This window comes from Prosthecobacter fusiformis, assembly GCF_004364345.1.
Taxonomy (GTDB): Bacteria; Verrucomicrobiota; Verrucomicrobiia; order Verrucomicrobiales; family Verrucomicrobiaceae; genus Prosthecobacter; species Prosthecobacter fusiformis.
In genome coordinates this window covers 105969-132136 of the sequence record NZ_SOCA01000001.1, presented here as the reverse complement: position 1 = coordinate 132136, position 26168 = coordinate 105969, and the positions used below count along the sequence as shown (strand labels likewise).

The following is a 26168-nucleotide window of genomic DNA, read 5'->3' as shown; positions in this document are numbered from 1 at the left end:
CCCGGTGGCGGTCAGCCAGAAGTCCGGTTCACGGTGAAGTGGACTTCAACTGACTACCAAAAGCATTACATGCATGAAAACAGCGACATCAAAAGCCGAATCAGGCGAAACCAGGCGGTTCGATGCCTATCAGGCCGTGACAGACACGATCCTGAAGAAACTCGAAGAAGGGACAGTGCCCTGGCGCTGCCCCTGGGACAGGAAGGTCGGCAGGCCGCGCAACTTCGCAAGCAACCGGGAGTATCAGGGAATCAACGTGATGCTGCTCGGGGTGAAGCGATTCGCATCGCCTTACTGGCTGACCATGCGTCAGGCCAATGATCTCGGCGGCCAAGTGCGGAAAGGCGAGCGCGGCACTCTCATTGTCAAATACGGACGCCATGAGCGGCGGACGAAAGGCAAGGAGGAGGAGGAAACCAAGGCCGTGTATTACTTGCGTGGCTACACCGTCTTCAACGCCCTTCAAATCGATGGAGTGGAGTTTCCAGAGATGGAACTGCCGGAACCGCAGGCGAATGAAGGACGGATTGAATCTGCGGAAAGGATCGTGCAGGAAATGCCGGGCAAACCGGACATCCATGAAGGCAGGACGGTCAGGGCATGCTACCGCGTCAGCACTGACACGATAGAAATGCCTGCTCGGTCCAGGTTCATTGACGCGGAAAGCTACCACCTTGTCTTGTTCCATGAAATCATCCATTCGACCGGACATGAAAGACGGCTGAACAGGAATAGCCTCATGGGAGCGACAGGAGCAGTCATGACCGAATACTCCAAAGAGGAGCTTGTTGCCGAAATGGGATCTGCGTTCCTCGGCATGGAGGCTGGCATCGTTCAGGATGAGCACGAGCAATCCGCTGCTTATCTTCAATGTTGGCTGGACACACTCCGTGAGCCGAACCGCAAACGCTGGATCGTCGAAGCGGCAAGCCTCGCGGCAAAAGCCGCCAATCATGTGCTGGCTATCGAATAGTTCCTTCAGCTCAACAACCCCTCCGATGCATTCATCGCGAGGGGTTTTATTTGTGCACAGGTGAGTTCCTGGCCAGGTGAAAACGGTTTGAATTTTGTGATACAATCCAAGCATGAAAACATTCATGCAGTGGATGGTCATTCACGGGCAGGACACCTTGGAAACCTTCGGCCTCATCGTCAGTTTGAGCCTTGCCGCCGTTTCCTTCCGAGCCGATGCCAAGGAGAGGAAGATTTCCAATCTGATGGCGCTTGCAGACAGCCACCGCAGCCTCTGGATGCAGGTCACCGAAAAGCCGGAACTCACCCGCCTACTGAAGAAAGACCTCGACCTCAAAACCCATCCGGTTTCCGCCGCGGAACAGCGCTTCGTGCACCTGCTGATCACCCAGCTAGCCGTGAGCTACACCGCCATGAAAGCCGGAATGCTGCCTGAAATGACAGGTCTTCGGAAGGACGTACAGAGTTTCTTCTCACTGCCGATCCCGAACCACGTTTGGATATGGAGCAGTGAGTTTCAGGAACCTGAATTTGTGATGTTTGTAGAGGAGTGCCTCAGGGAAGAGTCCAGGGCGCAATCACCCCAAGAACCTTCTCCACAGGAGGGGTAGTTGACACATTTCGACCTCCTAAGGTATACTGATGATGGAATCGCCACCGCCCCGAACTGCCTCCGTATGGAGGACTTTCCGCAAGGATAGGGGCGGTGGCTTTTTTTATTTGGGCCAGCGCAGGACAGTCACTTCACAATGGGAAATCAGCTTCCGGTAAGAAGCGGCTTCCGGCTTGTCAGAAACAGAGCGGGCTACTGCCCCGCAAACCATGTCCGCAAGCTGCAGCAAATTGTTTCGATGAGAATCCTGGAACTTGATCTTATGGAGATGACCGCCGGTTTCGCCAGGGCGGTTGGTGCGCTTGCGGAGTTCGGTGGCAAGATCCAGGCGGAACTGATGGCTGCCGCTGCCGTCGACGACAATAATGGCCTCTTTCAGGTACGGCTTGGCCAGCTCAATGGCAAGATGGCAGGCATAGCGGTAGAGTTCGTTAGGCTTGAAGGAACCGCGTCGGACGATCTCGGCCTTGTCGATGACGATGCTGAAATAGAGAAAATCAAAGACACCGACTGCTCTGAGGAAGCGCTCCCTCCATTCCTGCTTGAGCTTGCTGAAATGAAACTCGAAACCGGCATTGAGTCCGAGCTCCCTCCGAAGGTTGGCGATGCGCTCATCGGCCCTGAGAGCCTCGGCGTGATCCTCAAAAAGCACCAGAGTGATGATCAGGTTTTTGGACGACCCTGTGAGGAGATGGAGACCGTTATCGCCAGATTCATCCATGAAGACAAGCATGTTGGCTTCATCCTAACATGCTCGCCAAAAACCGGCAAAGTCACCGACGATAAGCCGTAACTGACGCCTGATGTGAGAGCGGGGAAGTTACGGTGCTCACATGCACGCAGATGTCGACGCTTCCAGCGTCGGGACAGGAAGCGAGCTTTGAGGGCGTCTACTTCCGAACCAGTTTCATCCGACTGCCCCCCTGCCCTTCGATGAGATCCTCTCCATCGAATCGGAATTTCAATACCGTCCCCACCGTTCTTTCGGCATTGCGTCCGCAGACTGCGTTAAACTCTCCGACCTTGGCATCGGATGTTTGCAGCCATCCCTGGACACCACAATACATCTCCACATCCGAGGTCCGGTCTGAGTGAGGGAACCTTCCATTTCAGCGGTCATCATGCAGATAAGCCCGTTTGGATACTTGGAAGCCACACTTTTGGGTGTGTTTGGACTGACGATTATACGGTAGGTCCGGTGGAGGGTGGCACGTCCGTTTTTGAAGTGGACGGCATCATGAACTGTCAGCGTTTCAGTGCCCAAAGTGCCCGTGGTTGAACTGGCCCAGACTGGCGACGGCAGCCGGACTTTGACAGGCGGAGGGTTCGGGCGGGCGGGCTCAGTACGAGATGAGGCCGGTGCCGGACCGCCTTCCTGCACATCTCGGACAACGGCCTTCTGTGCAACAATCCGCATTCCATCAGGCGATACGGAGACATCCAGCGTGAGATCCGCTAGGCCTTTCTGCCAGCCTCCCGCACTGTTTTCATTGCGGAACATCATGGTATAGGAAGCACGCCAAAGGGAGAAGCCCTCGCGCGAAATGTGGATGCCCCCTTGGACGACCTCCTCGCCTTTGGGCCATCTTGTCCGATGAGCGGATTCGTCCGCGCCAATGCGATCCCGGCTAAGGTTGCCTTTATCGAGAAAGTCCACAGTCTCTGCATAGTTAGCAAGCAGACCTGCAAGATCACCTTGAGAGGCCTTGTTGTGGTGATCGATTAGGAAAGCCCTGACTTTGGCCTCCGAAGCGGATCTCACGAAGGGCGTTTTGGCGGTGACAATGAGGTGAGAAGTACCATTAGGCTCCGCAGTCAATGCCTGCGGAAATTCCACAGGCTCCAGAGAGGTAATGGCAGATTGCAGAGCATCCGCTTTTGAGCGTATTCCCGCCTGCGTCCACCAAGATTCAGCCAGGTCATGCATCCAAGGAACTAGAGATCCTTCGGACCAAGTGTGGAGCGTTGCGATAACATCCGTTTCATTGACGGTTTCCGTTGCTTGACAGAGGACAAAGCTTGCTTTGCCTGACTTCCATTCGACGAGCCTCAGCAAGGCCTTGATGCGACGATGGTCAGGTCCAATGGTCTGGCCGTTGAGCGGATTGATAAGCGGAGCATAAACGAACGCACAAAGTTGAAGGTCTTCAACTCCTGGAATCCGAGCCGTTTCTGATACGGGTATTTCGACTTCAACGATCTCCTCTTCTGCCTCGCTCATTTTCAAGTAGGCAACTTCGGCCTGCCCATTCATGGCGCGGATGATCTTGGACCCGTCCGGGGCACAGAAGACCTTCATGCCTTTGTTGACTGGAAGCTCTGTCAGGAGGGGATTGCGGATCTGCAAATGAACAGAAAAAACTCTGGTTCCATTGCCACGGCGCGCCCTGATTCTTTCTGGGCGGCGGCTGATTAGATAGCACGCCTGCTGCAATCTGGAATTGCCAGTGTGAAGAGCTAGGTAGTTCAAAACGTGGACCTTCGATCCAGCGCATCTTTTCCTGTTCGCTTTTGCCCTCAATGAATTTTGAATCATCCAGTGGTGCGAACGCGAGAGTGTCGAGGCGGAATATGAGAGGCGTTTCATCAGGAGAAAAGAAGGCCAGTTCCTCCGCCGACCACCAGAAGAACTCCCCGGCCGGAACATCAGCCTCCGGCGGGCGAGGAAGCTCCACGGCGAGTCCGTCTTCCAACGACAGAATCCATAGCGAAGCGGAGGCGGATCCATCTCGGCACAAACAGGCGAGACGTTTCATGTCCGGTGACCAGACCAGAGAATCTGCTGGATGCCCTGGAACGATGAAATTCGCCACTGGTTTAAATGCATGCAGGTCGAAGGCCGTAATGCTGGAGTTGCCATCTCGCTGGCTACAGTAGGCAAAAAGCCTTCCATCGGGCGACAGGCTCATTGCTCTGCTGTCAGCTACGTTACCGATTGTTTTGACGAAGCCGACCCGAAACTGATTAAAGCTTGATTGGCTCAGCTCCGCCGGAACGTCGTATTTGAATGGCGATGGCGCAGGAACCGGAGTCGATGGGAGTGTTGCCACAATCACCGGTGGAGGGTCGATCTTGGGTTCTCGCCCGAGAAACACAAGAGGCGAAGCAAGTAGCAGAAACGATAGCCAGGACAAGAGGCGAAAAGGCCATTTGTACCCGTGAGCGGCGCTCGCCGGACGGGAATCGAGATCAGAAGGAATCCGCGAACGGGCCAGCCTTGCGCCAATAGCCCCACCGATGAACCCGCAGAAAACACTTGGAAGCAAGGCGGCGAGACAAACATACCAGGTGAACCACATCCTTGTCTTGAGAAAAGCCTCCTCAGAAGAGTTTGGAGCGGCAAGCACATTCCATGTACTGAGCACTGATAGAATTGCCCCTGCCATGAGTGCGCTTTGCCAGCCTGCTTTCAATCCAAGCTGACAGCCAATACCGACTGACAGGGTGGCTTTCTCAAGCAGAGATCGGCCGATGGTTACCAACGCAAAGCCTGAGCAGCCTGCCACCGCCATGATGAGAATAAGGAGCACCAGAGGATTAGTATACTGCTGCTCCTGACTGGTCGTGTGAAAAAGCATTTAGGCTAGGATTTTATACTTAACTCCAATGTCTTCATATGGCTATATTGAATTAATATGAACGCATATTTTCATTCCTAAGAGAGTAAACTCTTTTTATTCACATGCGGCGTAAGAAATGTCAAGGATGTTCCCAGGGCATGTTTTATTGCCCGTTGTGCTGGAGCCGAATAGCTGGATGTCGTATCGTGCAACAGATGATCAACGGACGGGCTCCACCGCCGAAGCCTAACCCCGCCCCGATTGGAAGACGAGGCTGAGAACATGATCAGCCATATCCGGGATTTTAGCAGGGTTTCCGCAGATGAACTCGGAGCCTTCAACGGAGAGTTTCGCAGGGGGCGCAGTGCTCCACCGTGGAGACCAGCTAGCCATCCGAATCTGAATTTAATCTGCGCTCCCGCGTCGGGATTTGCCACTGTTCGTACGGAAACCTGCGCATATGACTGATCTGCTACCGTAGCTCTTCGTCTCGATAGGCCTGATGGTTTACCGAATACATGCACCAACACTACGTATCACGAATATTTAGTAACTAAAACCATAATATATAGAAATACAGCAATCTGAAGTTGGAGTTTTTAATCAATTCGCGTCATAGTTGTATAGCATTACAGTGTGAACTTATTCGAGTGCAAAAATTATCACTTGCATGGATGACTACGTTATTTTAAGTGGATTAACCCTTTATGTCTCGTATGAACGCCGAGACACAGATGGGCAATCCATCATTCGTCAGCTACTCCTGATTAACATATGAAATCCCTTGGTATTCGAGCGGTTAACACGTGCCTTTTGCTGTTGGGCTTCACCATTTTAGGGCAGGGAGCAGGACTCGCCTGGAACTCGGTGGATATTGGGTTCGTGGCAGGAGATGAAGCTGGTGTAACTTCCACTGTAACCCCTCATTCTCACACCGTCGCCGGGGGCGGGCGTGGGCTTGGCGGGCTGTCTGACGGTTTGCGATTCGTCAGCCAAGAAACAACGGGCAATCTGGAAGTAGATGCCCGGCTGGCGTCATTGGACGCAATTTTAGGAGCTGAAACCGGAGTGATGATCAGGCAATCAACAGCTACCGATGCGGCATTTGCGTTTATAGGCGTCGATTCCGAAGGTGAACTTCGTTTCAAGTGGCGATCCGAAGACGGGGCGGACGTGGCTTTATCATTGGGAACGTTCGTGCCGGAAGGACAGGCGGTCTGGTTTAGACTTGTGCGAAGCGGCAATATTGTCGCCGGTTATTATTCTCTGAACGGTATTAATTGGGAGACTGTGGGAACGGCGATTGTCTCGATGTCAAACCTGCTTAAAGCAGGCCTTGCAGTAACGAGCGGCATCCCATCCGAGCTTGTAGAAGCAGAATATGACCATGTGCTGGTTGTTGAAAATATTCCTCAGCGCATCTCGTCTCCTGGTCCCGCCCAGCCAGCCGTTCCGATTTTGTGGCTCCGAGCAGACTGGAACGTCACCTATGACGAAGGGGGGCGGGTGTCAAAGTGGGAGGATTTTTCCGGCTTCGCCAACGACGCTGTCGGAACAGGCGGCGGCTCTCTGCCGACCGACAACCGTCCACTGATTGCTAATGACGTTATTGGGACAAAGCCCGCCGTGCAATTTGACAACGGCAGCCTGGGGACCCTGGCCGAGCGCAAATTCTTGAAGGTCGCCGACCATGCTTCGCTAAATCCGCTGACAGTTAGTATTTTTGTGGTGTCAAAGTGGCCAAGTGCCCCGGTTGGAATGGCGGGCTTTTTATCCAAGGGTGGCTCCAGCAAAGGATATACCATGGGCTTTAACGCTGGAATCCCAAGGTTGCACATACCCACGAACTTTGAGACGTTTGGAGCAGCACTGGCGGTAGACACTTCATATCTGCTGGAGGGAGTCTTCAGGAAAGCCGACCCCCTCAAAGGAGTAAGCTTTTATGCAAACGGGCAGATGTCTCCTTTGCCTCTGACCCAAAGGACCGCAAATATTGCTGCAAGCACAGGCTCTCCCTTATTCATCGGGCAATACTTGACCGCCCCAGCTGCGGTGAATCCAACAGCCACCCAGGCATACCCTTTTACAGGGGAGATTGCCGAAATTATCATCTACAACGGCTCGGTGACCGAGGCACAGAGGCTACAGGTTGAGGCCTATTTCAAAAGCAAATATCAGATCATAGGCCTGCCTGCGCCAAAACTGCCTGATCCACAGTTTGATATCGCCACAGGCATCTATCTGCCAGGCCAAGCAGTCACAATCACATCACCAGGCTCTTTTGTCTATTACCAGATCAATGGAGGGGAGGCACAGTTGTACACAGGGCCGATTCTGTTGGCCGAAGGAACAACAGCACTGACGGCCTGGGCCTCACGGCCAGGATACGCCGACAGCAATGCCGTGGTTGTTCCGTTCATCATCGAAGAACAAAGCAGAGAGGTATCCAGGGACGGGCTGAAGCTCTGGCTGAGATCAGATGCCGGAGTGAAGACAGAAGGGGACGAAGTTGTGGCATGGCGTAGTCAAGTTTCCTCGCTGACTGCCCAAGCGGCTGGGACTGGTCGCCCGGCATTTCTTCCTGGAACTGCAGCGGGACTCAACAACAAGCCAGCATTGGTATTCGATGCGGACTGGCTGAAGGTTTCCGCCCCCGCAGGGAGTCCGCTTGCGCTGAATAAACATACCATTTGCGTTGTTGCCCGCCCCTCTTCATCCACTCCGACTTCGTCAACTGGCAGCATGTCGTCGTTGCTGTCACGGCTATCAGCAACCAACGGCTACTGGTATGGATTCAGGGCTACACCAGGAAGCACGCCGCTGTTGCAGCTTCGCTCGCGGCTGGTTCTCAATTCCGGTACGACAGGAGCTGACACGCTGACCCCCTTAACGCAACCGCTGGGCACGGATCAGTGGAAGGTACTGACCGGCCTATTTAATCTCCAAGACAATGTTTTACAGTCCAACGGTACCGAACTAGTAAGGAAGGGGCGCACGGCCAGCGTTGGTGATTCCGGAACGGACTTGTTCATCGGAGCCCAGTCAGCCAGCGCAACAACGCTGGTTAATCCGTTCAGAGGAGATATTGCTGAAGTCATAGTTTACGACCGCGAACTGGAAGCGCAAGAGCTACGGAGTTTGAATGCCTACCTGCATTTACGTTATCAGATTGAGGCCACGGGTCTCTTTGCTGCGGTGCACCTTGAAACAAGCCCCGCCGCCGGATTGTATGCCGTAGCGCCCACAGTCCTTTGCACCAGCCAGGACAGCGCATCCGTCACCTATAAGGTCAATGGAGGAGAAGCCCAACCGTATGGCGGAGGTATTAATTTAGCTGAAGAGGAAGGCGTTCTTGTGGCTGGCAATGTGCTTCGATACGAGGTCAAAATCTCTGCATCAAAACCTGGCTTCAGCCCGGTGACAGACCGGACACTAGTCTATTTTGTAGACCCTGCCACACATGAGGTGCCTAAAGAGCACATGAAACTCTGGCTGCGTGCCGATATTGCGGCAACACCCGCGACCGCCCCAGAACGGTTGATCACCAATTGGAACGACCAATCTGGGAACGGAAACCATCTAGTGGCTCCTGCAACAGGTGTCGTAAAGCCAAAGAAGGTTCTCAATGCCCTTGGGGGGCAACCATCCATTTCATTTGGGTATGACGGATTGTCGCAGATGGTTGCTTCAGCAGCAAACAATCAAGGCCTGCGCCTGGGGAACATACCAAATGATGATGTGACTATCCTTGCTGTGGTGAAAGACAATGGATCTCCCGACAACGCAATAATCCTCGAGCAGGAAACAGAAAATGACTCTGCTGGTTTTTCCCTTCGCTTAAGGCAGCAAGGCGGGGGTATGGTTGCAGAAGGCCGTTTTAACACTTCGGTCATCACTGCGGCACATTCGGGCTCGCCTTATGCATTGCCCGCTAAATTTAACTTGTTTGTGCAGAGGGCTTTTCCAGCGTCACCGACCAGGCATGTGTTGAGCGTGAACAGGACGGCTACTGCTAGCCAGAGCGGTTACGCTATAGATTCTAATAATGTGCCGAGACTGTTTTCATTGGGGGCACGGCGCAGAGCCGCTGTTCAAAATCCATCTGTTCCGCTCTCAATGCCCGCAGATGGTCTAAAGGGCGAGATTGCAGAACTGATCGTCCTTGATGCGGCCATCTCAGATCTAGAGCTTTCGCGAATTGAGGCTTATCTGATCAGTCGCTATCTGCTGAACAGCGATTCCCACGTTCCGCTGCCAGAACTCACAATGCCTGAGGCCACGCCGGACAGGGGCATGTGGCCTTCAGGAACCTCGATCACAGCAACTCATATCGAGGGGGCTGCGGTGACTTTGACGTACCGGATTGCCTGGGGGGAAACGATGCCTAGCGAAACGGCTTGGATCTCATATGTTGATGGTTTCATTCTACAAGGCGTGGGTCCTTGCGTCGTGGAAGTGAAGGCCACCAAACCTGGATATGCATCCGCTACCAAACAGTTCCGCATTTTAGTCGATCCGCAGATTACTGGCGTTCCCCGCCACAATATGGTTCTATGGCTGGCGGCCGACAAGGATGTAGAGAAAACGACGGTCGGCACTGTAGAGCGTGTCACCCGCTGGAAAGATATTTCAGGAAATGGTCACGACGCGGTGCCCGTAACCTCAGGCTCCGGGCCAGATATTCAAACGGAATTCAACGTTAACTCTATAGAGTACAATCAGACAATCTCACCAGGAGTTCGTAAAAAGGTTCCGGCACTTAAATTTCCCGGTGCTAACCGAAGGATGAAAATAGATAATGTTCAAGATCTGGCGGACAATGGGACGATCTTTGTCGTAGCGAGGTCTAACTCTCCTGAAGATCCATATGACCGTGTCATCATGCAGAAAATTGATTCTGCTGCCGGAGGCGTAAATGGAGGGTGGAATCTATCTTACCAAGATTGGGCGGGAAAAGTTGGATTTGGACCTTTAACCCCCTTTGAAACACCACCACTGATAGCAGGCACCAAGACAGGAACGGCCGAATTGATCACAGGACACGTGGGATCCGGACTTCGGCTTCTTGGCACCACCAACGAAACCAAGACTGCCTCCTGGTCTGGTGGGAATGTGGGAGATGACTTGATTATTGGGGGATCATTCGGCGTTCACTTCTCGGCGACTACGACTATTGGTTCAGCCATCGTCACGAACATACTTCCTCAATATATGCAACGGCTTGGAGTCGAAATGACTCTTTCAGGAAATGCAGTCGGGGGATACAAGATCAGCGAAAAGCTGAGCACAACTTCGATAAGAGTGAACAACAACAATACTTCATCCAGCGGCAATAAGCAGCTGATAGCCACAAGCTACATGAATGGTGAGATTGCGGAAATAATTATTTATTCGAACCACCTCGACGAGGAAGCAACCAAGGCGGTGCACACCTACCTGATGGACAAATATCACTTCCAGGTAAAACCGGCGCTATCCGCGCCAACTATTCAGGTAACTCCTTCAGCGAATTCAATAGGGGGGGTGTTTACCGAATCCCGCACGGTCACAATCACGTCTGAAAATAATTCGACAATAGAATATCGTGTAGACGGCGGAGATCCGCAGACAGCAGTTGGCAGGGTGGTCTTAACAGTGGGCACCGGCGAAACTAGAAAAGTGATCTCGATTTCCGCCATTTGCTCCAAAACCGGATATTCACCCAGCACGGAAGCCCATGCGATGGTGATCATTGATCCTGACGCGGACTATGTCCCGAGAAGCAAGCTCAAGCTCTGGGTGCGAGGTGATTCTGCGGCTACAACTTCGCCTGAGTCCAACACCGTTGCCCGATGGATTGATCTCTCAGGTTATGGACATCATCTCACCAAACCGGCTCCTGTTGCCGTTAATAGTCCTGTCAAGACAACCCCAGAGGTAGCGGGGTTCAATGGACATCCTGTTATAAAGTTCACTAAAGAAGACCACCATTGCCTTGAGGGCAACTATCCAGGCCTTGACGGAGAAAACATAAGTGTGTTTGCCATCTTGCGAACCGTCGAAACTGAGAACGCTACAACCGTTATTGCAGAGAAACACTTGCCAGTCACTGGAACTGCAACGGACAAAGGCTACAGCCTTCAACTGATAAACGGTGCTGTGCCAAAATTCAATTTCAGAACGAGAGAGACCACTCTTGCATACACATCCAGTGATACGGGGCATCCTGTCGTCCTGGTGGGAGGCACGCATGGAGACTATGGCATGAATGTCAGCTATCAGGGCAATAACGTGAGCTCCAAAGTCTTTAGTAGTAACAGTAAGATTATTCCTTCAACCACAACACCTTTTTATGTTGGCGGTCGCAAGGCTGTGAATAACTTTGATGGTGAAATCGCAGAACTCTGGGTATATGACGGGGAACTTAGTCAAGAAGATATAAACCTGCTGAGCATTTACGCACATAGGAGATATGGCACGCAATCCAATAAGCAGGTGCCAGCGCCTGTGGCTGATTATGAAGGTGGAACTTATTCCACAGGGCTGAAAGTTAAGGTGTCCTGCTTAATGGATGATGTTACCATCCGTTATGAGCTTGGCGATGACGGTGAAACCGAGGTGGACGACCCGTCTGAAACCTCGCCAGAACTGGACCAAGATGACCTGACGGGGCAAGTATCAATAAACGGGGCCTACCGGGTCTTAAAGGTGGTCGCCAGCAAGGCTGGGTTAGTTGACAGTGCAATACAAACCTGGGTCTACCGTATCCAGCCTGACAAATCTATTGTCCGTCGTGGTTTGGTTGCATGGTACAAAGGAGATCGTGGGGTGGCCACGGACTCAAACTTTAAAGTCACGCATTGGATCGATCAGTCTGGCATGGGCAATGATGCCGCAGCACCGAACGAGACAGTGAGGCCTCTTTATGTGACAGATCCACTTGAGGCCGTTGGCCTCCCGGTCATACGTTTTAATCAGGCAGGCCTGAAAGCCCCGCTGACTTTACAGGTTCCCCACCCCTTAAGATTTCCAGACGAGAGAGCTCACTTTGAAACTATGAGCGTTGTCGCCGTAATGCGGAAGCTTGGAACTAACATCGGTGTGGTCGTCAAGAAGGGCGGCTATCAACTAAATCTTGCGGGAAGTGCGACCGCCCCTACAGCCTCCTTGAAAATCGGAACACCCGCCGCGATTGCCGTTCCAATCAGGCAGAATGTTTTTGAAACGATAGCAGGTACCTATGACCGCATCACGCGCAGGATATCCACAGGAGACAGCTTAAAATCAGCAACAGGAACAGCCGCGATTGCTCAGGACACCAAACCAATCTACATCGGTTCATTCAGAACCGTTGACAATAACGACAACCTGCAAGGTGAGATTGCCGAAATGCTGATCTACAATACGGGTCTTTCTGAGGCGGAGCGTCAACAAATGGAACGTTACTTGAGTGCAGAGTATGGTATCTACAACGCTCCCGCACTGACTGTCGAGAAACCACGAATTGTCCCTGGCGTTGCGGGAGGCACCTTGGAGTTGGCCGCCCCCGGTGAAGTGGCCATTATCGGCACTTCGGACAACGCCATCTATTACACCACGGATCCTCTGCTGGGCGGTATGCCTTCCACTACTACCTGGACTCTTTATTCGCAGCCGATTCATGTGGGATTCACAACGACAATTTGGGCATTCAGCCGCAAAGAGGGGCTGGCACCAGTCAACAGCGACACCACCACTGCGACATTTGAGCTCGATGAGGTCAAGTTTCCAGCTCCGCACTTCGATGAGGATGATGAAACTCCTCCGGTCATCACTCTGGAGAAACCTACCAATGCAATTGATGTCACCGACTAACCGTAGCGCAGGAAATTGAAAACCTCTCTGATCACACAATCTCGATGAAAATCCTCCCTCTGTTTCCGGTGATACTGGTTTCTGTGTTGCCACTTATTCTGGCAGAACAGACGTTGGCAAAGGACCTGCGTCCGCCCACCATTGGCAAGCCTCAGCCTGCTTTCCCTATTCAAATTATTTTCAGCGCGGCACCTCAGGACTCAGAACTGCAACTGGCCACGATGTTCCCGGATCGTCTTGTTCCCATGGGCACAACAGAAGTTGAAAATGAAAATGCTGATCTTGGAGCTACACTCAAGCTGTTTGCGGCACGGACTAGCTACGAGGACTTCACCATGCTGGAAACATTCCTCCAGCAGCATCCCTCATCCCGGTGGAATGCGTCGCTACTTCTCAACCTGGGTCTGATGTGCTATGACACAGGACATCTCTCGCAAGCGCTTCAGTATTGGGAAGGGGCCTGGAATCTCTCCAAAAACGAAACGGACCTTACACGGCGCGCCATCGCCGATCGGGCGATAGGAGAAGCCCTGCTGCTGAATGCGCGATTGGGCCGAGTCTCAATGATGGAACATTATCTGGCGGAGCTCGGTGAGCGTCCAGTCGAGGGATCGGTGGCTGCAAACGTTGACGCGGCCAAAGAAGGCATGCTCCGAATGAAAGTGGACCCTGGAGTGGCTTTCAAATGCGGACCATTTGCACTCAACAGCATATTGAACTTTCGCGACAAAACCCCCCATCGCCGCACAGCAGAATTGGAAGCCGCCCGCTCAACTCCCCAAGGAACAAATCTGGTCATGGTCAGGGATTGGGCTGCCTCAGTGGGCCTGGATTACCAGATCGCCAAGCGGGAGCCTTCGGGGCAGTTCATCTATCCAGCAGTGATGCATTGGAAACTTGATCACTTTGCCGCCCTTCTTGAGCAAAGAGACAACCGGTTTCTGGTTCAGGATGCAACCTTTGGCGGAACGGAAATGTGGATTACCGCAGCTGCCCTGGATGCCGAAACTGACGGCTATTTTCTGGTCCCAAACGAGCCACTGCCTCCCGGCTGGCGCACAGTGTCTGATGAAGAGGCCCAACATGTGTGGGGTAAGGGCGGTGCATCGACAAGAGAGGAAGACACCAAAACTTGCCCAAAAGGTAATCCTGCATGCAAACAAGCAGGGATGCCCGTTGCCAATTACTATCTGATGCAAGCTACATCAAATATTCAGGACATACCACTTTATTACCAGCCTCCTGTAGGCCCAGCCATCACTTTCCTTGCCAATTACAATCACAACGAGACAGGGACCCCAGAAATTAACACCCATAGCCACCTTGGGGCGAATTGGGATTTTAATTGGGTTGGTTATCTTGAGGTTGATCCTTCTTATTCTGTCAGTGTTCGTTTGCGCGATGGGGGGACGGAACGCTATCACTTTAGCCTATTCAACAATGTCACCAGCGCTTATGCTCCAAATGTTTATTCCCAGGCTGTTTTAAAATGGACCACTGATGAGGCTGGCCGCGACAGCTATCGACGTGAAATGGCGGATGGCAGCGCAGAAATCTACAGTCAGCCTGGACAGCCAGGAACAACCGGAAGGTTTTACCTGAAAAATATCGTCGATCCCCAAGGCAATAAGGTGACGATCAACTATGAGGTCTATCCTGGAAACTTGAGCACGATCACCTATTCAGAGCCTCCCGTGCCTGGCCAGCATACTGATCCCAATATCTCAAATCCAAAATGGTCGGGCCGTATCAATGAAATTGTCGATGCTGCGGGAGGTGTAACCTTCATTAGGTACCTCTCCAACAAGACCAGCGCGACAGGTTTCCGAAAAATCAAGCAGATCATTGATCCTTATGGCCGGATTGTAGAGTTTACCTATGACGGAACTGTCAGTCAGCCTGGCAAAATCAACAGTATCAAGGACGTTGTCGGCATGGTTTCCACCTTTAGCTATGCCGCAGACGGATTTATCGAAGTGATGAATACTCCCTACGGAAAGACCCTCTTTCACCGTTATAACAAAGCAGGGACCTTTGAAATGGTGGATTTTAACGACCCGAAAAATCCGGTTGAACTGACGCTCATTGACATGATGCGCGGATTGAAAGTCACCTATCCCAACGGCAGTTCTTCAGTAGTTGAAAGCTGGCTCGGACACGCTCAATCCAGCTTTCATTGGAACCAGACATTAATGAATAAATACCCCAATGAGCCATTGCTGGGGGACCCAACCAAATATTCGAACTGCGAAATCTATGAATGGCGGCTCAGCTCTGGCAGCAATGAGATGAGTTCAGTTTTGCGATCTGTAAAAAAACCACTTTTGGGGATTGTTTACTTTGATTATGAAGGTTCCTCTTCTCAAACGGTCACAATAGGCGAAGAGGGAAGCGCGGAAGAGGTTACCCATCATTACGCGGGGGGCAGTAACCTACCGACCGAATCAATCTCAAATGATCAGACATTTTCAGCGGCTTACAATATATTAGGCAATTTGACCTCGTTTACTGATCCCGTTAACCGAGTCACAAAACACTACTACGACGGGAATGGCGTTGACCTTTTAGAAATACGTCAGGTGAATGGTTCCAATGAAGATTTGTTGGCAAAGATCATTTATGAAAAAAACCATCTCCCCAAGAAAATTTTTGATGCAGCAGGACAGGCCAATGAGTTCACTTATAACGAGTATGGACAGGTGCTAACGGTCAAAGACCCTCTAGGACATATAACAACCTATACGTATGTGAAACCCGTCGGCAGTACGAACTCAGACGCTCATGATAGCCTTCTACAAACGATAGATGGCCCGCTCCCTGGTAATGAGGACGTTATTACATTCACTTATGATAATGGCCAGAGAATAGAGTCGATGACCGACTCTGAGGGGTATAGGACAAGTTACGAGTATGATGATCTGAATCGCATTATCAGAACCACCCATCAGCCGCAAGGCGTCTCTCTCGCAAATGCGGAATATGAAGAGGTCGTCTGGGATCGTCTTGACCCGGTCCTTATCCGCGACAGGAAGGGACGCCTCACTCATCGCAAATATAATGAGATGGGGTGGCTTGTTTCTGAGACGGATTCTGAAGGGCGCACTATTGAACTAGACTGGTGCACCTGCGGATCTCTTGCAAAATTGATAGATGGCAACGGCAATATCACCCGTTGGGAATATGATGAACTTGGGCGGCAGGTGAAAAAGATCCGGGCCAACGGCCGGGTGGAAGAATATACCTACATGCTCAATGAAAACCGACTCCAGTATGTCACCACTGCAGACGATACAAGAAAAGCGTTTATCTACAACGACGACGATTCCATTTCGCAGATCAAATATTACATCCGTGAACGTGATGTAAGCGGTAATCCGGTGAGCGAAAACGGGTTGCCGAAGTTCGTCCTTGATGTAAAAACACCTCCTGTGTGGCTTGATTACGATCCCGTTCATCCGCGATTAAAAACGATAAAAAAATCTTCAACTGAGGCAAGCATCAGCTACGAATATTTTCCATTTCGGACAGGCCCTCAGGCTGCACCATTACTGGGCGCGGGATCAATCAGCCGTGTGAATGAGCACGATCTGAATGCAGCTATTATTTACACCTATGATGAACTAGGACGGGTGCAGGAACGTTCAATCTGGTCGGTGGTGGATGATGAATTGGTGGATGACAACCATCGTGTTGCCATGGAGTATGATGCTATGGGACGAATGACCGAGATGACCGATGTTCTCGGCACTTTTGGTTTTGAGTACGACCAGTCATCCAAAGGTTTGTCTCGTCTGTCCAAGGTGAACTATCCCAATGGCCAGGAGACCACTTATACGTATCTTGCAGCGACGCAGCATCATCGTTTGGAAAAAATCACTCACCGGACCTCGGCTAATGAGTTAATTTCGGAATATGGATACGGTTTCGGATTTGGAGGTGATTTGCGTCGCTGGTCGCAAAAGGTGGGAGCTGCGCCACAGCAGGATTGGACCTTGGAGCATGATGATTCGGATCAACTGAGATCGGTGGTGGTGACAGAAGGCAGCTCGATCGTGCGGCAACAATACTATAATTACGACGCAGGGGGAAACCGGGTTAGCTATCAAGACGGGAATAGTGTGATGAAGTTTGGTCATAATAACATGAACCAGATGAATGCCCGTCCTGCTGGCGGACTGGTGAGGTTTGAGGGCACCGTTAACGAGCCTGGGACAGTGAGTGTCAATAGCCAGACGGCCAAGATGCGGACGGTGTCGGATGAGTCGGAAGAGCCTCAGTTCCGGTTCAGTCTGGACCTGTCCTTGGATGAGGGGTCCAATGTCGTGACCGTGGCGGGTTTGGATGGCAGCGGCAATGCAACCTCGCAGGATTATGAGGTGGAGGTCAGCGGCCTAACAGGACAAACCGAGCCCAGCTATGACCTGCGTGGCAACATGCTGAACAATGGCCGGGGGCAGGACTATGAATGGGATGCCTTGAACCAGTTGGTGGCGATCAACTACGGGGATAGCAGTCGCAGTGAATTTACCTATGACGCGCTGAACCGACGAGTAAAAGAAGTGGAAATAGATGAGGCCGGGGATGTAATCGGAGAAAAACTGTTGCTGTGGGAGGGAGCTGAAATCGTGCAGGAACGAACACCCGAGGGGGTGGTGGTGAGGAGGTATGCCAGTTTGGGAACGGCGCTGTCGAATAATTTAAACTACTACTTCACACATGATCATCTGGGTAGCGTGCGACAAGTGATGGATGAAGCGGAAGAGGTGGTCGAAAGCTACGCATATGACGCCTACGGAGTGCAGACAGTGAGTGCAGCGGGAGGCCCAGGAGGAAGCCGTTTGGCGGATTTCCGTTTCACTGGACATTGGTACCATGAGAAAAGTGATCTTCATTTGGCACCTTACAGAGCATATGATGCTAGGGCTGGAGTGTGGATCAGTGAGGATCCAATTGAAGAAGATGGAGGCGTTAATCTCTATGAATATGTATCGAATTCTCCAATAGTTCTGGTGGATCCACTTGGTCTACAGGGTGGGCCAAGAGGAGGAGGTATGGCCGGGGGGGGAGGTGGAGGTGGCGGAGGTTTTGGCGGACGTGGGCCCATTCGGCCAATAGCTCCACGTGTAGTTCCGCCATCTGTTGCTCCATATACTCCTGGTACATGCCCTGTATCCCCCAAAATTGGAATTAATCGAACGATTAAACATCTTCACGATTCAGGATTCGTGTATAAAGGGCCAACTAAGTCGGGCGGGGGAAGGATGTATGAACACCCTTCTGGAGATCAGATTCGCATAATGCCAAAGCCAACAGCGCGGCCCCGGAGTGCTCCTGCAGCGAAGTATGAGTCTGATCAATATTGCCGATTCAAGCCCAAAAACGGTGCTTGGCAACCACACAAATCCATTCCTAATTCAGATATTCCATCTTTGATATTCCCTCCTTCATCTGGCGGGTGTTTTGTGGCGGGAACATTAGTCTGGACGCCTGAAGGGATGCTTCCAATTGAGACTATAGGCACAAACTCCTACGTGTTTTGCTATGATGAGAGGAGCGGTCAAATAGTCACTCGAAAAGTAACGAAAACATTCACGACCTCTCGAAGTGATCTATTTAAATTTAAAGTAGGTGATAATGTATTTATATCATGCAGCTCTAATCATAGATTTTATCAAGGGGACAGCAAATGGATTGCAGCACTTCAATTAAAACCACAAAACGTTCTTTGGAATGCCAAAGGTGTTGATAAAGCACTATCAAGAGTGGATGCTACTGTTAGTAAAGACACCAGAGATGGTTTGGTTCAGGTTTATAACTTTGAAGTTGACGAGTTTCATAATTATTTTATTTCCAGTGAAAAAATTCTTGTTCATAACGGAAAATCTGTTTTTTAAATCCATATGAGTAATGCCACAGCAAATTTAGCCGCGCAGGTCTTAGAGATGCTTTCGGAGGCGGGTGAAGAAGAATTGATCGCGCTATATTATCTTGTATTTGATGACCATGTTGTTAGTGATGCTAGAGTCAAGATGCTTTCGTATGCGGTGGAGTATTTGGCTAGAAATGGGGAAGTAACGATGGGCCTAACAAGAAGCGTTGCGAAGTATATGGAATACGTGGCAGTTCCTGACAAGGTACAAGGTTGTATTATTTCGTGGTTGAAAGTTTCAGCAATTGATAATTGCAATACTCTGGAGTTGGCAAAAGATGTACTGATCTCTGATCTGCGGCCCATTATAGTTGATTGCCGTTAGAGCCTGTTATTAACATTTGAAGATAGAGGAAAGCAACAGAGTGTAAGCGTCACGCGAAGTGCCGTATGAAGTTGCTGGATTCATTGAGGTCATAGGTGGTCAGCTATGACCTGTATGAACAAAGAGGCCATTGTATTGAAGAATGATCGAGTGGGGCGCGTGCAGACGCCTGTGGAGCGACAGATTGCCCTGGTGCTGGAGTATGAGCGCAGCGGCTTGTCGCGGCCGCGCTTTGCGGCGATGGCCGGAGTCAAATATCAAACTTTCGTGAGCTGGCGGCGTAAGGATGGCCTGTCCAGCTCAGTACGGCAGCAGCAGCGGGTCAGGCCAGTGTCTTTTGTGGAGGCTGTCTTCTCCGCAGGAGCGGGTGAAGCGGCGGGAACCCGCTCCACGGCGGATCTGGTCCTTGAGCTGTCCTGTGGCGTGAAACTGCACATTCAATGTTCGGCTCACATCACCCTGGCGGTGCAACTTCTCAACGCTTTGCAGGAGTCGCGGCCATGCTGAGCTTTACCGGCAGTTTGAAGGTTTTTGTGGCGCTGGAGCCTTGCGATATGCGCAAGGGTTTTGAAGGGCTCAGCGGGCTGGTCGGCGAGCGGCTCAAGGAGGACATCAAAAGCGGCGCTCTTTTTGTCTTCAGCAACAAACGGCACACGCGGCTGAAGGTGATTTATTTGACGGCAGCGGCCTGTGGCTGATGACCAAGCGTCTGGAGGCGGGCACGTTCTCCTGGCCCAAACCTGGGGAGGTGCAAGGAGCCAAGATGCGCCTGGCCCCGGAGGCCTTGGCGATGCTCACCGATGGCATTGATTTGAAGGGGGCTTCCATGCGGCCGTGGTATCAGCGGGATTGAAAGGGGTAGAAACAAAACTTGATAGAAGAGGGTCAACGGCCTGCGTTTTAAACGCCATCCAAGCCCGCCCTCCAATGACGCCTCTTGAAGCCAGACTGACTGCCGAGAACGAGGCGCCGCGGCAGGAGATCAAGCTTTTGAGGGAAAAGATCGACCTGCTGGTGCGACGCATCTTCGGGCGCAGCAGCGAGGTGATGGATGAAGGCCAGCTGATGCTGCTTTTGCAGGGGGATGACGGGTCAAAAAAGACCCGGCTTCCAGCGCAAACCCCGGCGTCTTGGAGGCTGAGATCGAAAAGCAGGCAGCCGCGGCAAAACCCAAAAAACCACGCAAACCGCGTGAAGACCGTGTCCCTGAGCACCTGCCCGCAGTGGAAGAAATCATCGAGCCTCAGGAGGTCAAAGCCGCTCCTGAATCATGGCGCTGCATGGGCGAAGAAGTCACCGAACAGCTCGACTATGAACCGGCCCGGTTCCTGCGCCGCCGCCTCATCCGGCGCAAGTATGTGAAGCGTGAAGAGCCCCACCTGACGCCCATCATCGCCCCTTTGAACACTTTGCAAGAGCGCAGCCTCGCCGCCCCCGGCCTGCTGGCCGCCATCATCGTGGGCAAATACTGTGACCACCTGCCGCTGTATCGCCAGGAGCAGATTTACTCCACCCGTCATGGAGTGGACATCCCGCGCCAAAGCATGGCCCGTTGGCTGGCCCTGGCAGCCGACTGGCTCACCCCCGTTTATGAGCAGAACCGCAGCAGCGTGATGGCCGGAGGTTACGTGCAAGTGGATGAGACACCGGTGGAGTATTTAAGCCCCGGCCACGGCCAGACCAAACAAGGCTACCTGTGGACCTGCAAGCGACCCGGAGCCGACGTGTGCTTCACCTGGGCCACCAGCCGCAGCTCCGCCTGCCTGGGCAACATCTTGCCAGGGGACTTCGGCGGCACCGTGCAGTGCGAAGGCTACGCCGCCTATCCAGCCTACAGCCCGCAGTCGCACAGGACTCGTTCTAGCGGGCTGCTAGGCGCATGCCCGGCGCAAGTACATTGAGGCCAAGACCAGCGCCCCCCAGCAGGCAGGCTGGGTGCTTTTGCAGATCGGCCATCTTTACCGAATTGAAGCGCGGCAGCGGGAAAGCCGGGCCGAGCCAAGTTAGCGGCAGGCCGTCCGCAGCGCCGAAAGCCGTCTCATCCTGCAATGCCTGCACAAAGCCCTTAGCAGGTCAAACTCAGCAGCCGTCACCTGCCCAAAAGCGCCTTGGGCCGTCGATTATGCGCTGAGCCTCTGGCCCATGCTGGAGGTGTATGTGAAAGACGGGCGTGTGGAGGTTGTTCTTGTGAATTGACTGGCGACTTATAGACATAATCATGGCCAGTGCCTATGATTTCTTGTAGTTTCCGCGACTATTTAAATAGTGCAAAGCGAACCGAATTTGATAATGGTGATAATTATTAAATATTTATAATGTAATGAGGATAAAAAAATGTCTCGTAAGCTGAGCGTTAAAATGTTTTTTTAGCCGAGTGAATGCCACAACAAAAACAATTGCCGATGTAAGAATTGCAGTCGTACAACTCGAGTGCCATCCGTGTTTTACTTTAGGTGCAGTAAACTATCTTAAAGAGCCTTTCTCGAGTGAAGAGCCAATTTTACAGTCGCTCGCAAATCTTGGTGTGGAGGTGAATGACCTTCAGCAACTATGCTTCAATAAATACCTTCTCTGGCACTGCGCACGACTTACTGCAGTTGTGGATTGGTTGAATAATTTGGACGTGAGCGTTAAACCTCATGTCGTAGTCTTTTCTGAAGGTGCGGTGCCCAGGCAATTTTTAAAATGCTTGAGGAAAAGACTAAATTTTAATTGTTTGGTGTTCGCAGGAACTCATGCACTCGATGACAGCATTCTGGCATGGGAAGAGTATGAAAATCTCGGGGTATCAAGCGAGGTCCTTGATGGCGTTCGAGCTCGCAGCTCATCAAGAACTACTGTCATGCCGGTTCTTGGAGAGACCAGCCTTGACCCTCATATTTTAAACCCAATACAAGACATTCACGGTACTTCAAAAAAGAGAAAGGGGAAAAATCTGTTCAAACTTTCCGTGAATTTGCGTCCAAAATTTGTTTATTCTCCGCATGAAGCACCACTTATAGGCCAGCATTTTGATAACTTCCCGCCAGACTTACCTACATACGAGCTTCGTGTGTCAGATGGAGAAAATGTATCACAAGTTACAGTTCTCCCCCTCATTTGCTCTGAAGCATTACAATATCTGGGTTCAAAGGCTATGAATGAAGCGGACGTTGTAGTAATTTCTAGCTACGATTCGAAGCATGCAAACTTTCGTGCCCTCCAGGACCACTTGGCATCCAATCAGATCCCTACGATCTACTGTAATGATGGTCGTTTTGGGGGGAGCGGAATTGCCATCAAGACAGATGCGCGGCCAGAACCTTGGTGGTTCACGAGTGCTGCAAGCCATGGAACCCTGCCTCAAGGAGATGCAGTTTTAATTATGAAAGTGCGCACTGGTTCGAATGCAACGCAAGTCGGGGTTTTTGACCCAGAGCAGAATCATACGCTGCTGAAATTAACACCGATTATACCAGTAAGTGCTGATTCGCAAAGTTATCAAATAGCTCAATTACTCGATCAATTTAGAGACGAGGTAACTAGTCAAAGCGAATTAAATCAACCGGTTGATACTGAGAATGTTAAGCGCATTCTTTCCAATATTTTAGATCGAAATGACTGCACTGAAGTCCACCGGGCATGCATTTCTCGATTGTTAAATCTTGCGAAAAACGATCACGCAAGTGTCCAAGAATGGAAGGCTTTATCAGATTCAGTAAAAATTGGAAGGGACGCGATTGAGCATGCTGAGAGGGTATTTAGAAAGACCGTTCAAAATGTTTCAAATACTCATAGAATTAGAAAAGAAAGAGGTATCCCACAGCCTACAGTATCGTTAAAAGAACTCGAAAGAGAACTCTCACTAGCCTGTTACTTAAAATGTAGACTTCTTATCGAAGAGGATACATATAAATCAGATCGAACTAAAAATACTGCGCTTCTCAATGTGAGGGCGAAGCTCAAAGCCAATTTGCAAGGTCGTGTTCCATTATCTCCGCTGGAATCTGCTCATAACTTTATTGAATCAATGAAGCTGGAGGCTATTCAGAGTGCCAAGGACCGGCTGAAAGCGCAAGTGGCGGCAATAACCGAACGGTTTGGAGCAACTGCAGGAATGTTATTCATTGTGAAAGATCCTCCATCAATTCACGGCTACAGTGATGAGGGTTCACGTAGATTAGTTTGTGATATTGCCTTTAATGTACCATATCCTAAAATCGAGAGGAAGATAGCTGTGACTGGAGAGGGTATTGTAGGTCACGTCGCTGCAACCGGGCAATCGTACTTGATCAACAACGTTCGTGATATTACAGACAAGGACCGTAAATTGGTGCAGCCGGAGACACATCTTTCAAATTATATTTATCGTAAAACTATACCTTCCACAAAGTCCGAGGTCGTGGTGCCAATATACTGCCCAAGTCCCGCTGCTTCAAATGGGGCTTCCTGTCCGGTCGAAATGGAGTTCGAGTTGATTGGCGTCTTGAATCTGGAGGCTAGATACCCAGGAGCTTTTGCTGCAGTTCAGGTAAGTGAGGTTGAATCTGCCGCTGCTGCATTAGCACCAGGGATCCAGGTTCTTCGGAGCTCTGAGGGGGTTCATTCAATGTATGGCTGGAATCCCGAATGCCACAAATGGGATAGAACTGAGCTATTAAACAAGCTATGCGCTCAGATAGCTTCTGCTGCACAGACTGGTAGTTTTGGAACTAGTGCGAGTTGCACTATCTGGCACTTTGATCAGATAAAAGAGTGTTTGTATGTCAAAGGGACATCCAAGTTCGATTATGAATATATCGCCGAATCAACTCTTCCCGTAGAAAGCTTAGTCGGACGAATAGCTCGTGATACGGCGCATGGTCGAGTATTACGTGGCTCAGTCGATGATTTCCAAGAGTTTCGACGCCCTAATAAAGCGGGCAGAATGGAGGTTAGCCGTATAATTGCAACGCCCATCTACGAGATAGCATCCCCTAATGCGAGTGAGCAAGTTGTTGAAGGAGTATTGACTGTGTACTCTTTTAAACACGAGCAGGGACAGGGTGACTTCGCGCTTGATCACGTATTTTCAAACGCAGTCGTTACGGGACTTGCCACCTTAATTGGCGGATTTATTGATTCAATCCGTAAAATTCAGGCTCGAATAGCATTGGCTACTCTTTATTCGCGCCTACAAGAAAGTAGTGTTAAAAATTTTGATGAGTTTGAGCAAATTAGGCAGGTTTGTTCTGAATGCCTCAATTCTGAGTGGTGTTCGGTCTTCATGAAAGTTCAAAATAAATTGGTCTGCGTTTCGACTTCCGGTCTCATTGGAAACCCAGGGGACAAAGCTTATGATTTAGAGGAACCTCAACCGATTGTTTATGACCATAAACGTATTCCACTGTATCAAGCGATAACTCCGTTTGTTGGAGCTAATATTGGATGCAGTCTTCGGAAGCACAACGTGCCCGACGCTCGCGAGATTGTTAAATGTATAGTGAATGGATTGGAAAGGAAGATTCGGATCATTCCTCAAAATCGCCTTCGTGAGGCTGGTGCTCCTACTAGGACTGCTCATCGAAGAATATTGGCAGCGTCTGTAACTAGAAAGGGTCGAGTCGTCGGTGTTGTTCGACTCGTCCGTGGAGACAGCCAAAGGCCATTTGTCGAAGCAGATGAGACAATGCTTCACTTATTAGTGCAATCTGTTGCCAATATTTTTGACCGCCACACCCGACATCGTGAACAGCCTCAGATTTCTAACTCTAGAAATAGAGCAGTCGGGAAGTTGTTAGAGCAATCAATTGATAAAATCGTTGAAAATTACCCGCCTACCCAGTTAGAGAATGATAGCCAACAACTAGGAGCTTTTAAGAGGCTTACCGCAAGGCTTGGAGCAAGTGCAGTAAACAGAAAGTGGCTTGATTCGTGCTTACAAGACATTGTGGCGGTGTTTGAAGCAAGGAGACCAAGTCAGCTTGAATGTCAAAAACCTGTCCATGTCAGCCTAAGAATTGTCGTGGAAAGAGGGCATGGAAGTCTGTTCCTTAAATTACTTGCTTATCATGCTATTGCGAACCGCAGGCAGGGATGGGATGACCACGAGATTGCAAGAACTCAACGCTGCATGGGGTGGTTTTGCATAGATGGAATGACTGGAATCGGACTGGGGGATCATTCTCCGGGGGTTATCTCTTTTGATGCTAAAGATAATCCTCCGCATTATCTTTGTCCTGTCCACGCTCTAGAGGAAGTTGCCTCCGGGATTACTGTCCCCGTTGTCTGGGTTGGAAGGCATGGGAAAACGCGGGGCTGTATTTCACTGGATTTTGCAAACGGAGTAATAACAAAGGATATGGTTAAGTCTTTGTGGTTTTCAAGTCTTAGCCTTGCTATTTTTGGCGTCTCTGCACGGAATGCTAAGCATACTATTCAGATAATGCGTTCTTTGGAAGAATGGCTTCAGCAAATGTTTCCAAATGTTCCTTATATTTCTCTAATTGATGGCTCAGGAACTGCGCTTCACAATTTTAGTCAAGTCATCAACACCACTAATGATTCGTGGGAGGCTTGGGCTTCGACTTGGGATACAAAGGAAAATCATGCCAACTCTGCTGGTGTGATGGTGAGTAAATCTAGATCTTGTGTTGTATTTCCTTTGTGGCTGGGTGGGTTCAGGGTTTGCCGGGTGGAGTTGCGTTTCACGAAAGAGAAAAAAACATATGCAGATGCCTTACCTATCATGGATCCGCTTAATCTTGGGCAACAATTTTATTCAGAACCGAGCGACATATATTCATCAAGGTTAGTTTCCGAGTGCCTTTTGGTTCAAGAAAGTTGGACTATTCAGGCTATTACTTCTGGATGGTTCTGGAAGTGCTTTGATTGCGACTTCACAAAATCGGTAGATTCTTTCTGGAAAGCGTCAGTATGGGCTCCACGATTTGTTCTGCGGTAACTAGATCGTATAAG

General features: G+C 50.7%; 11 protein-coding genes and 3 pseudogenes. 11 read left to right on the top strand and 3 right to left on the bottom strand.

Features of this window, described 5'->3' with window-relative positions; genetic code table 11:
- Positions 1-73 precede the first annotated feature (73 nt).
- Both EI77_RS00430 and EI77_RS00425 read left to right on the top strand, forming a co-directional pair.
- Positions 74-973: an ArdC family protein gene (locus EI77_RS00430; protein WP_133792788.1), complete on the top strand. Its 900-nt coding sequence runs from the start codon at positions 74-76 to the stop codon at positions 971-973.
- Between the two features lie 112 nt (positions 974-1085).
- A complete protein-coding gene (locus EI77_RS00425; RefSeq protein WP_133792787.1) occupies positions 1086-1583 on the top strand; it encodes a hypothetical protein in 498 nt (165 codons plus the stop codon).
- Between the two features lie 105 nt (positions 1584-1688).
- On the opposite strand, the gene EI77_RS00420 is transcribed toward EI77_RS00425, so the two are convergent.
- From EI77_RS00420 to EI77_RS00410, 3 genes are all read right to left on the bottom strand, one after another.
- Positions 1689-2318 (bottom strand): DUF3800 domain-containing protein, encoded by a 630-nt coding sequence (locus tag EI77_RS00420; RefSeq protein ID WP_133792786.1) that lies wholly within the window; start codon positions 2316-2318, stop codon positions 1689-1691.
- Positions 2319-2546: 228 nt separating this feature from the next.
- Positions 2547-3884: a hypothetical protein gene (locus EI77_RS00415; protein ID WP_208300228.1), complete on the bottom strand. Its 1338-nt coding sequence runs from the start codon at positions 3882-3884 to the stop codon at positions 2547-2549.
- Positions 3778-5163 carry a WD40 repeat domain-containing protein gene (locus tag EI77_RS00410; protein WP_133792784.1) on the bottom strand — a complete coding sequence of 462 codons (1386 nt, stop codon included), beginning with the start codon at positions 5161-5163 and terminating at the stop codon, positions 3778-3780. Before EI77_RS00410 ends, EI77_RS00415 begins: the two co-directional genes overlap by 107 nt.
- A gap of 756 nt (positions 5164-5919) precedes the next feature.
- On the opposite strand from EI77_RS00410, the gene EI77_RS00405 reads away from it, so the two are divergent.
- From EI77_RS00405 to EI77_RS00360, 9 genes and pseudogenes are all read left to right on the top strand, one after another.
- Positions 5920-12978 carry a LamG-like jellyroll fold domain-containing protein gene (locus EI77_RS00405; protein WP_133792783.1) on the top strand — a complete coding sequence of 2353 codons (7059 nt, stop codon included), beginning with the start codon at positions 5920-5922 and terminating at the stop codon, positions 12976-12978.
- A 44-nt stretch (positions 12979-13022) separates the two neighbouring features.
- Entirely contained in the window at positions 13023-18872 is a 5850-nt protein-coding gene (locus EI77_RS00400) for an RHS repeat-associated core domain-containing protein (RefSeq protein ID WP_133792782.1), read from the top strand.
- A 6-nt stretch (positions 18873-18878) separates the two neighbouring features.
- On the top strand, positions 18879-19232 hold the full coding sequence (locus EI77_RS00395; protein ID WP_133792781.1) for a hypothetical protein: 354 nt from the start codon (positions 18879-18881) through the stop codon (positions 19230-19232).
- Between the two features lie 114 nt (positions 19233-19346).
- The gene (tnpA, locus tag EI77_RS00390; protein ID WP_133792780.1) at positions 19347-19739 is read left to right on the top strand and encodes an IS66 family insertion sequence element accessory protein TnpA; all 393 of its coding nucleotides are present in this window, start codon (positions 19347-19349) and stop codon (positions 19737-19739) included.
- A pseudogene (gene tnpB / locus EI77_RS24145) lies at positions 19673-20085 on the top strand (IS66 family insertion sequence element accessory protein TnpB). The gene tnpA and the pseudogene tnpB overlap by 67 nt, the downstream one beginning before the upstream one ends.
- A gap of 74 nt (positions 20086-20159) precedes the next feature.
- Positions 20160-20333: pseudogene (locus EI77_RS24140) on the top strand (transposase domain-containing protein); the annotation flags it as partial.
- A gap of 29 nt (positions 20334-20362) precedes the next feature.
- Positions 20363-21133, top strand: a complete 771-nt coding sequence (gene tnpC / locus EI77_RS00370) for an IS66 family transposase (protein ID WP_133792776.1) — start codon at positions 20363-20365, stop codon at positions 21131-21133.
- A 34-nt stretch (positions 21134-21167) separates the two neighbouring features.
- Positions 21168-21428 (top strand): annotated as a pseudogene (locus tag EI77_RS24135) (IS66 family transposase).
- A 178-nt stretch (positions 21429-21606) separates the two neighbouring features.
- Positions 21607-26154: a GAF domain-containing protein gene (locus EI77_RS00360; protein ID WP_133792775.1), complete on the top strand. Its 4548-nt coding sequence runs from the start codon at positions 21607-21609 to the stop codon at positions 26152-26154.
- Positions 26155-26168 lie beyond the last annotated feature (14 nt).

Excerpts from the sequence above, each read along its gene's own strand:
- EI77_RS00430 (WP_133792788.1), top strand. The coding sequence starts at position 74 with ATGAAAACAGCGACATCAAAAGCCGAATCAGGCGAAACCAGGCGGTTC.
- EI77_RS00425 (WP_133792787.1), top strand. The coding sequence starts at position 1,086 with ATGAAAACATTCATGCAGTGGATGGTCATTCACGGGCAGGACACCTTG.
- EI77_RS00420 (WP_133792786.1), bottom strand. The coding sequence starts at position 2,318 with ATGCTTGTCTTCATGGATGAATCTGGCGATAACGGTCTCCATCTCCTC.
- EI77_RS00415 (WP_208300228.1), bottom strand. The coding sequence starts at position 3,884 with ATGAAGGTCTTCTGTGCCCCGGACGGGTCCAAGATCATCCGCGCCATG.
- EI77_RS00410 (WP_133792784.1), bottom strand. The coding sequence starts at position 5,163 with ATGCTTTTTCACACGACCAGTCAGGAGCAGCAGTATACTAATCCTCTG.
- EI77_RS00405 (WP_133792783.1), top strand. The coding sequence starts at position 5,920 with ATGAAATCCCTTGGTATTCGAGCGGTTAACACGTGCCTTTTGCTGTTG.
- EI77_RS00400 (WP_133792782.1), top strand. The coding sequence starts at position 13,023 with ATGAAAATCCTCCCTCTGTTTCCGGTGATACTGGTTTCTGTGTTGCCA.
- EI77_RS00395 (WP_133792781.1), top strand. The coding sequence starts at position 18,879 with ATGAGTAATGCCACAGCAAATTTAGCCGCGCAGGTCTTAGAGATGCTT.
- tnpA (WP_133792780.1), top strand. The coding sequence starts at position 19,347 with ATGAACAAAGAGGCCATTGTATTGAAGAATGATCGAGTGGGGCGCGTG.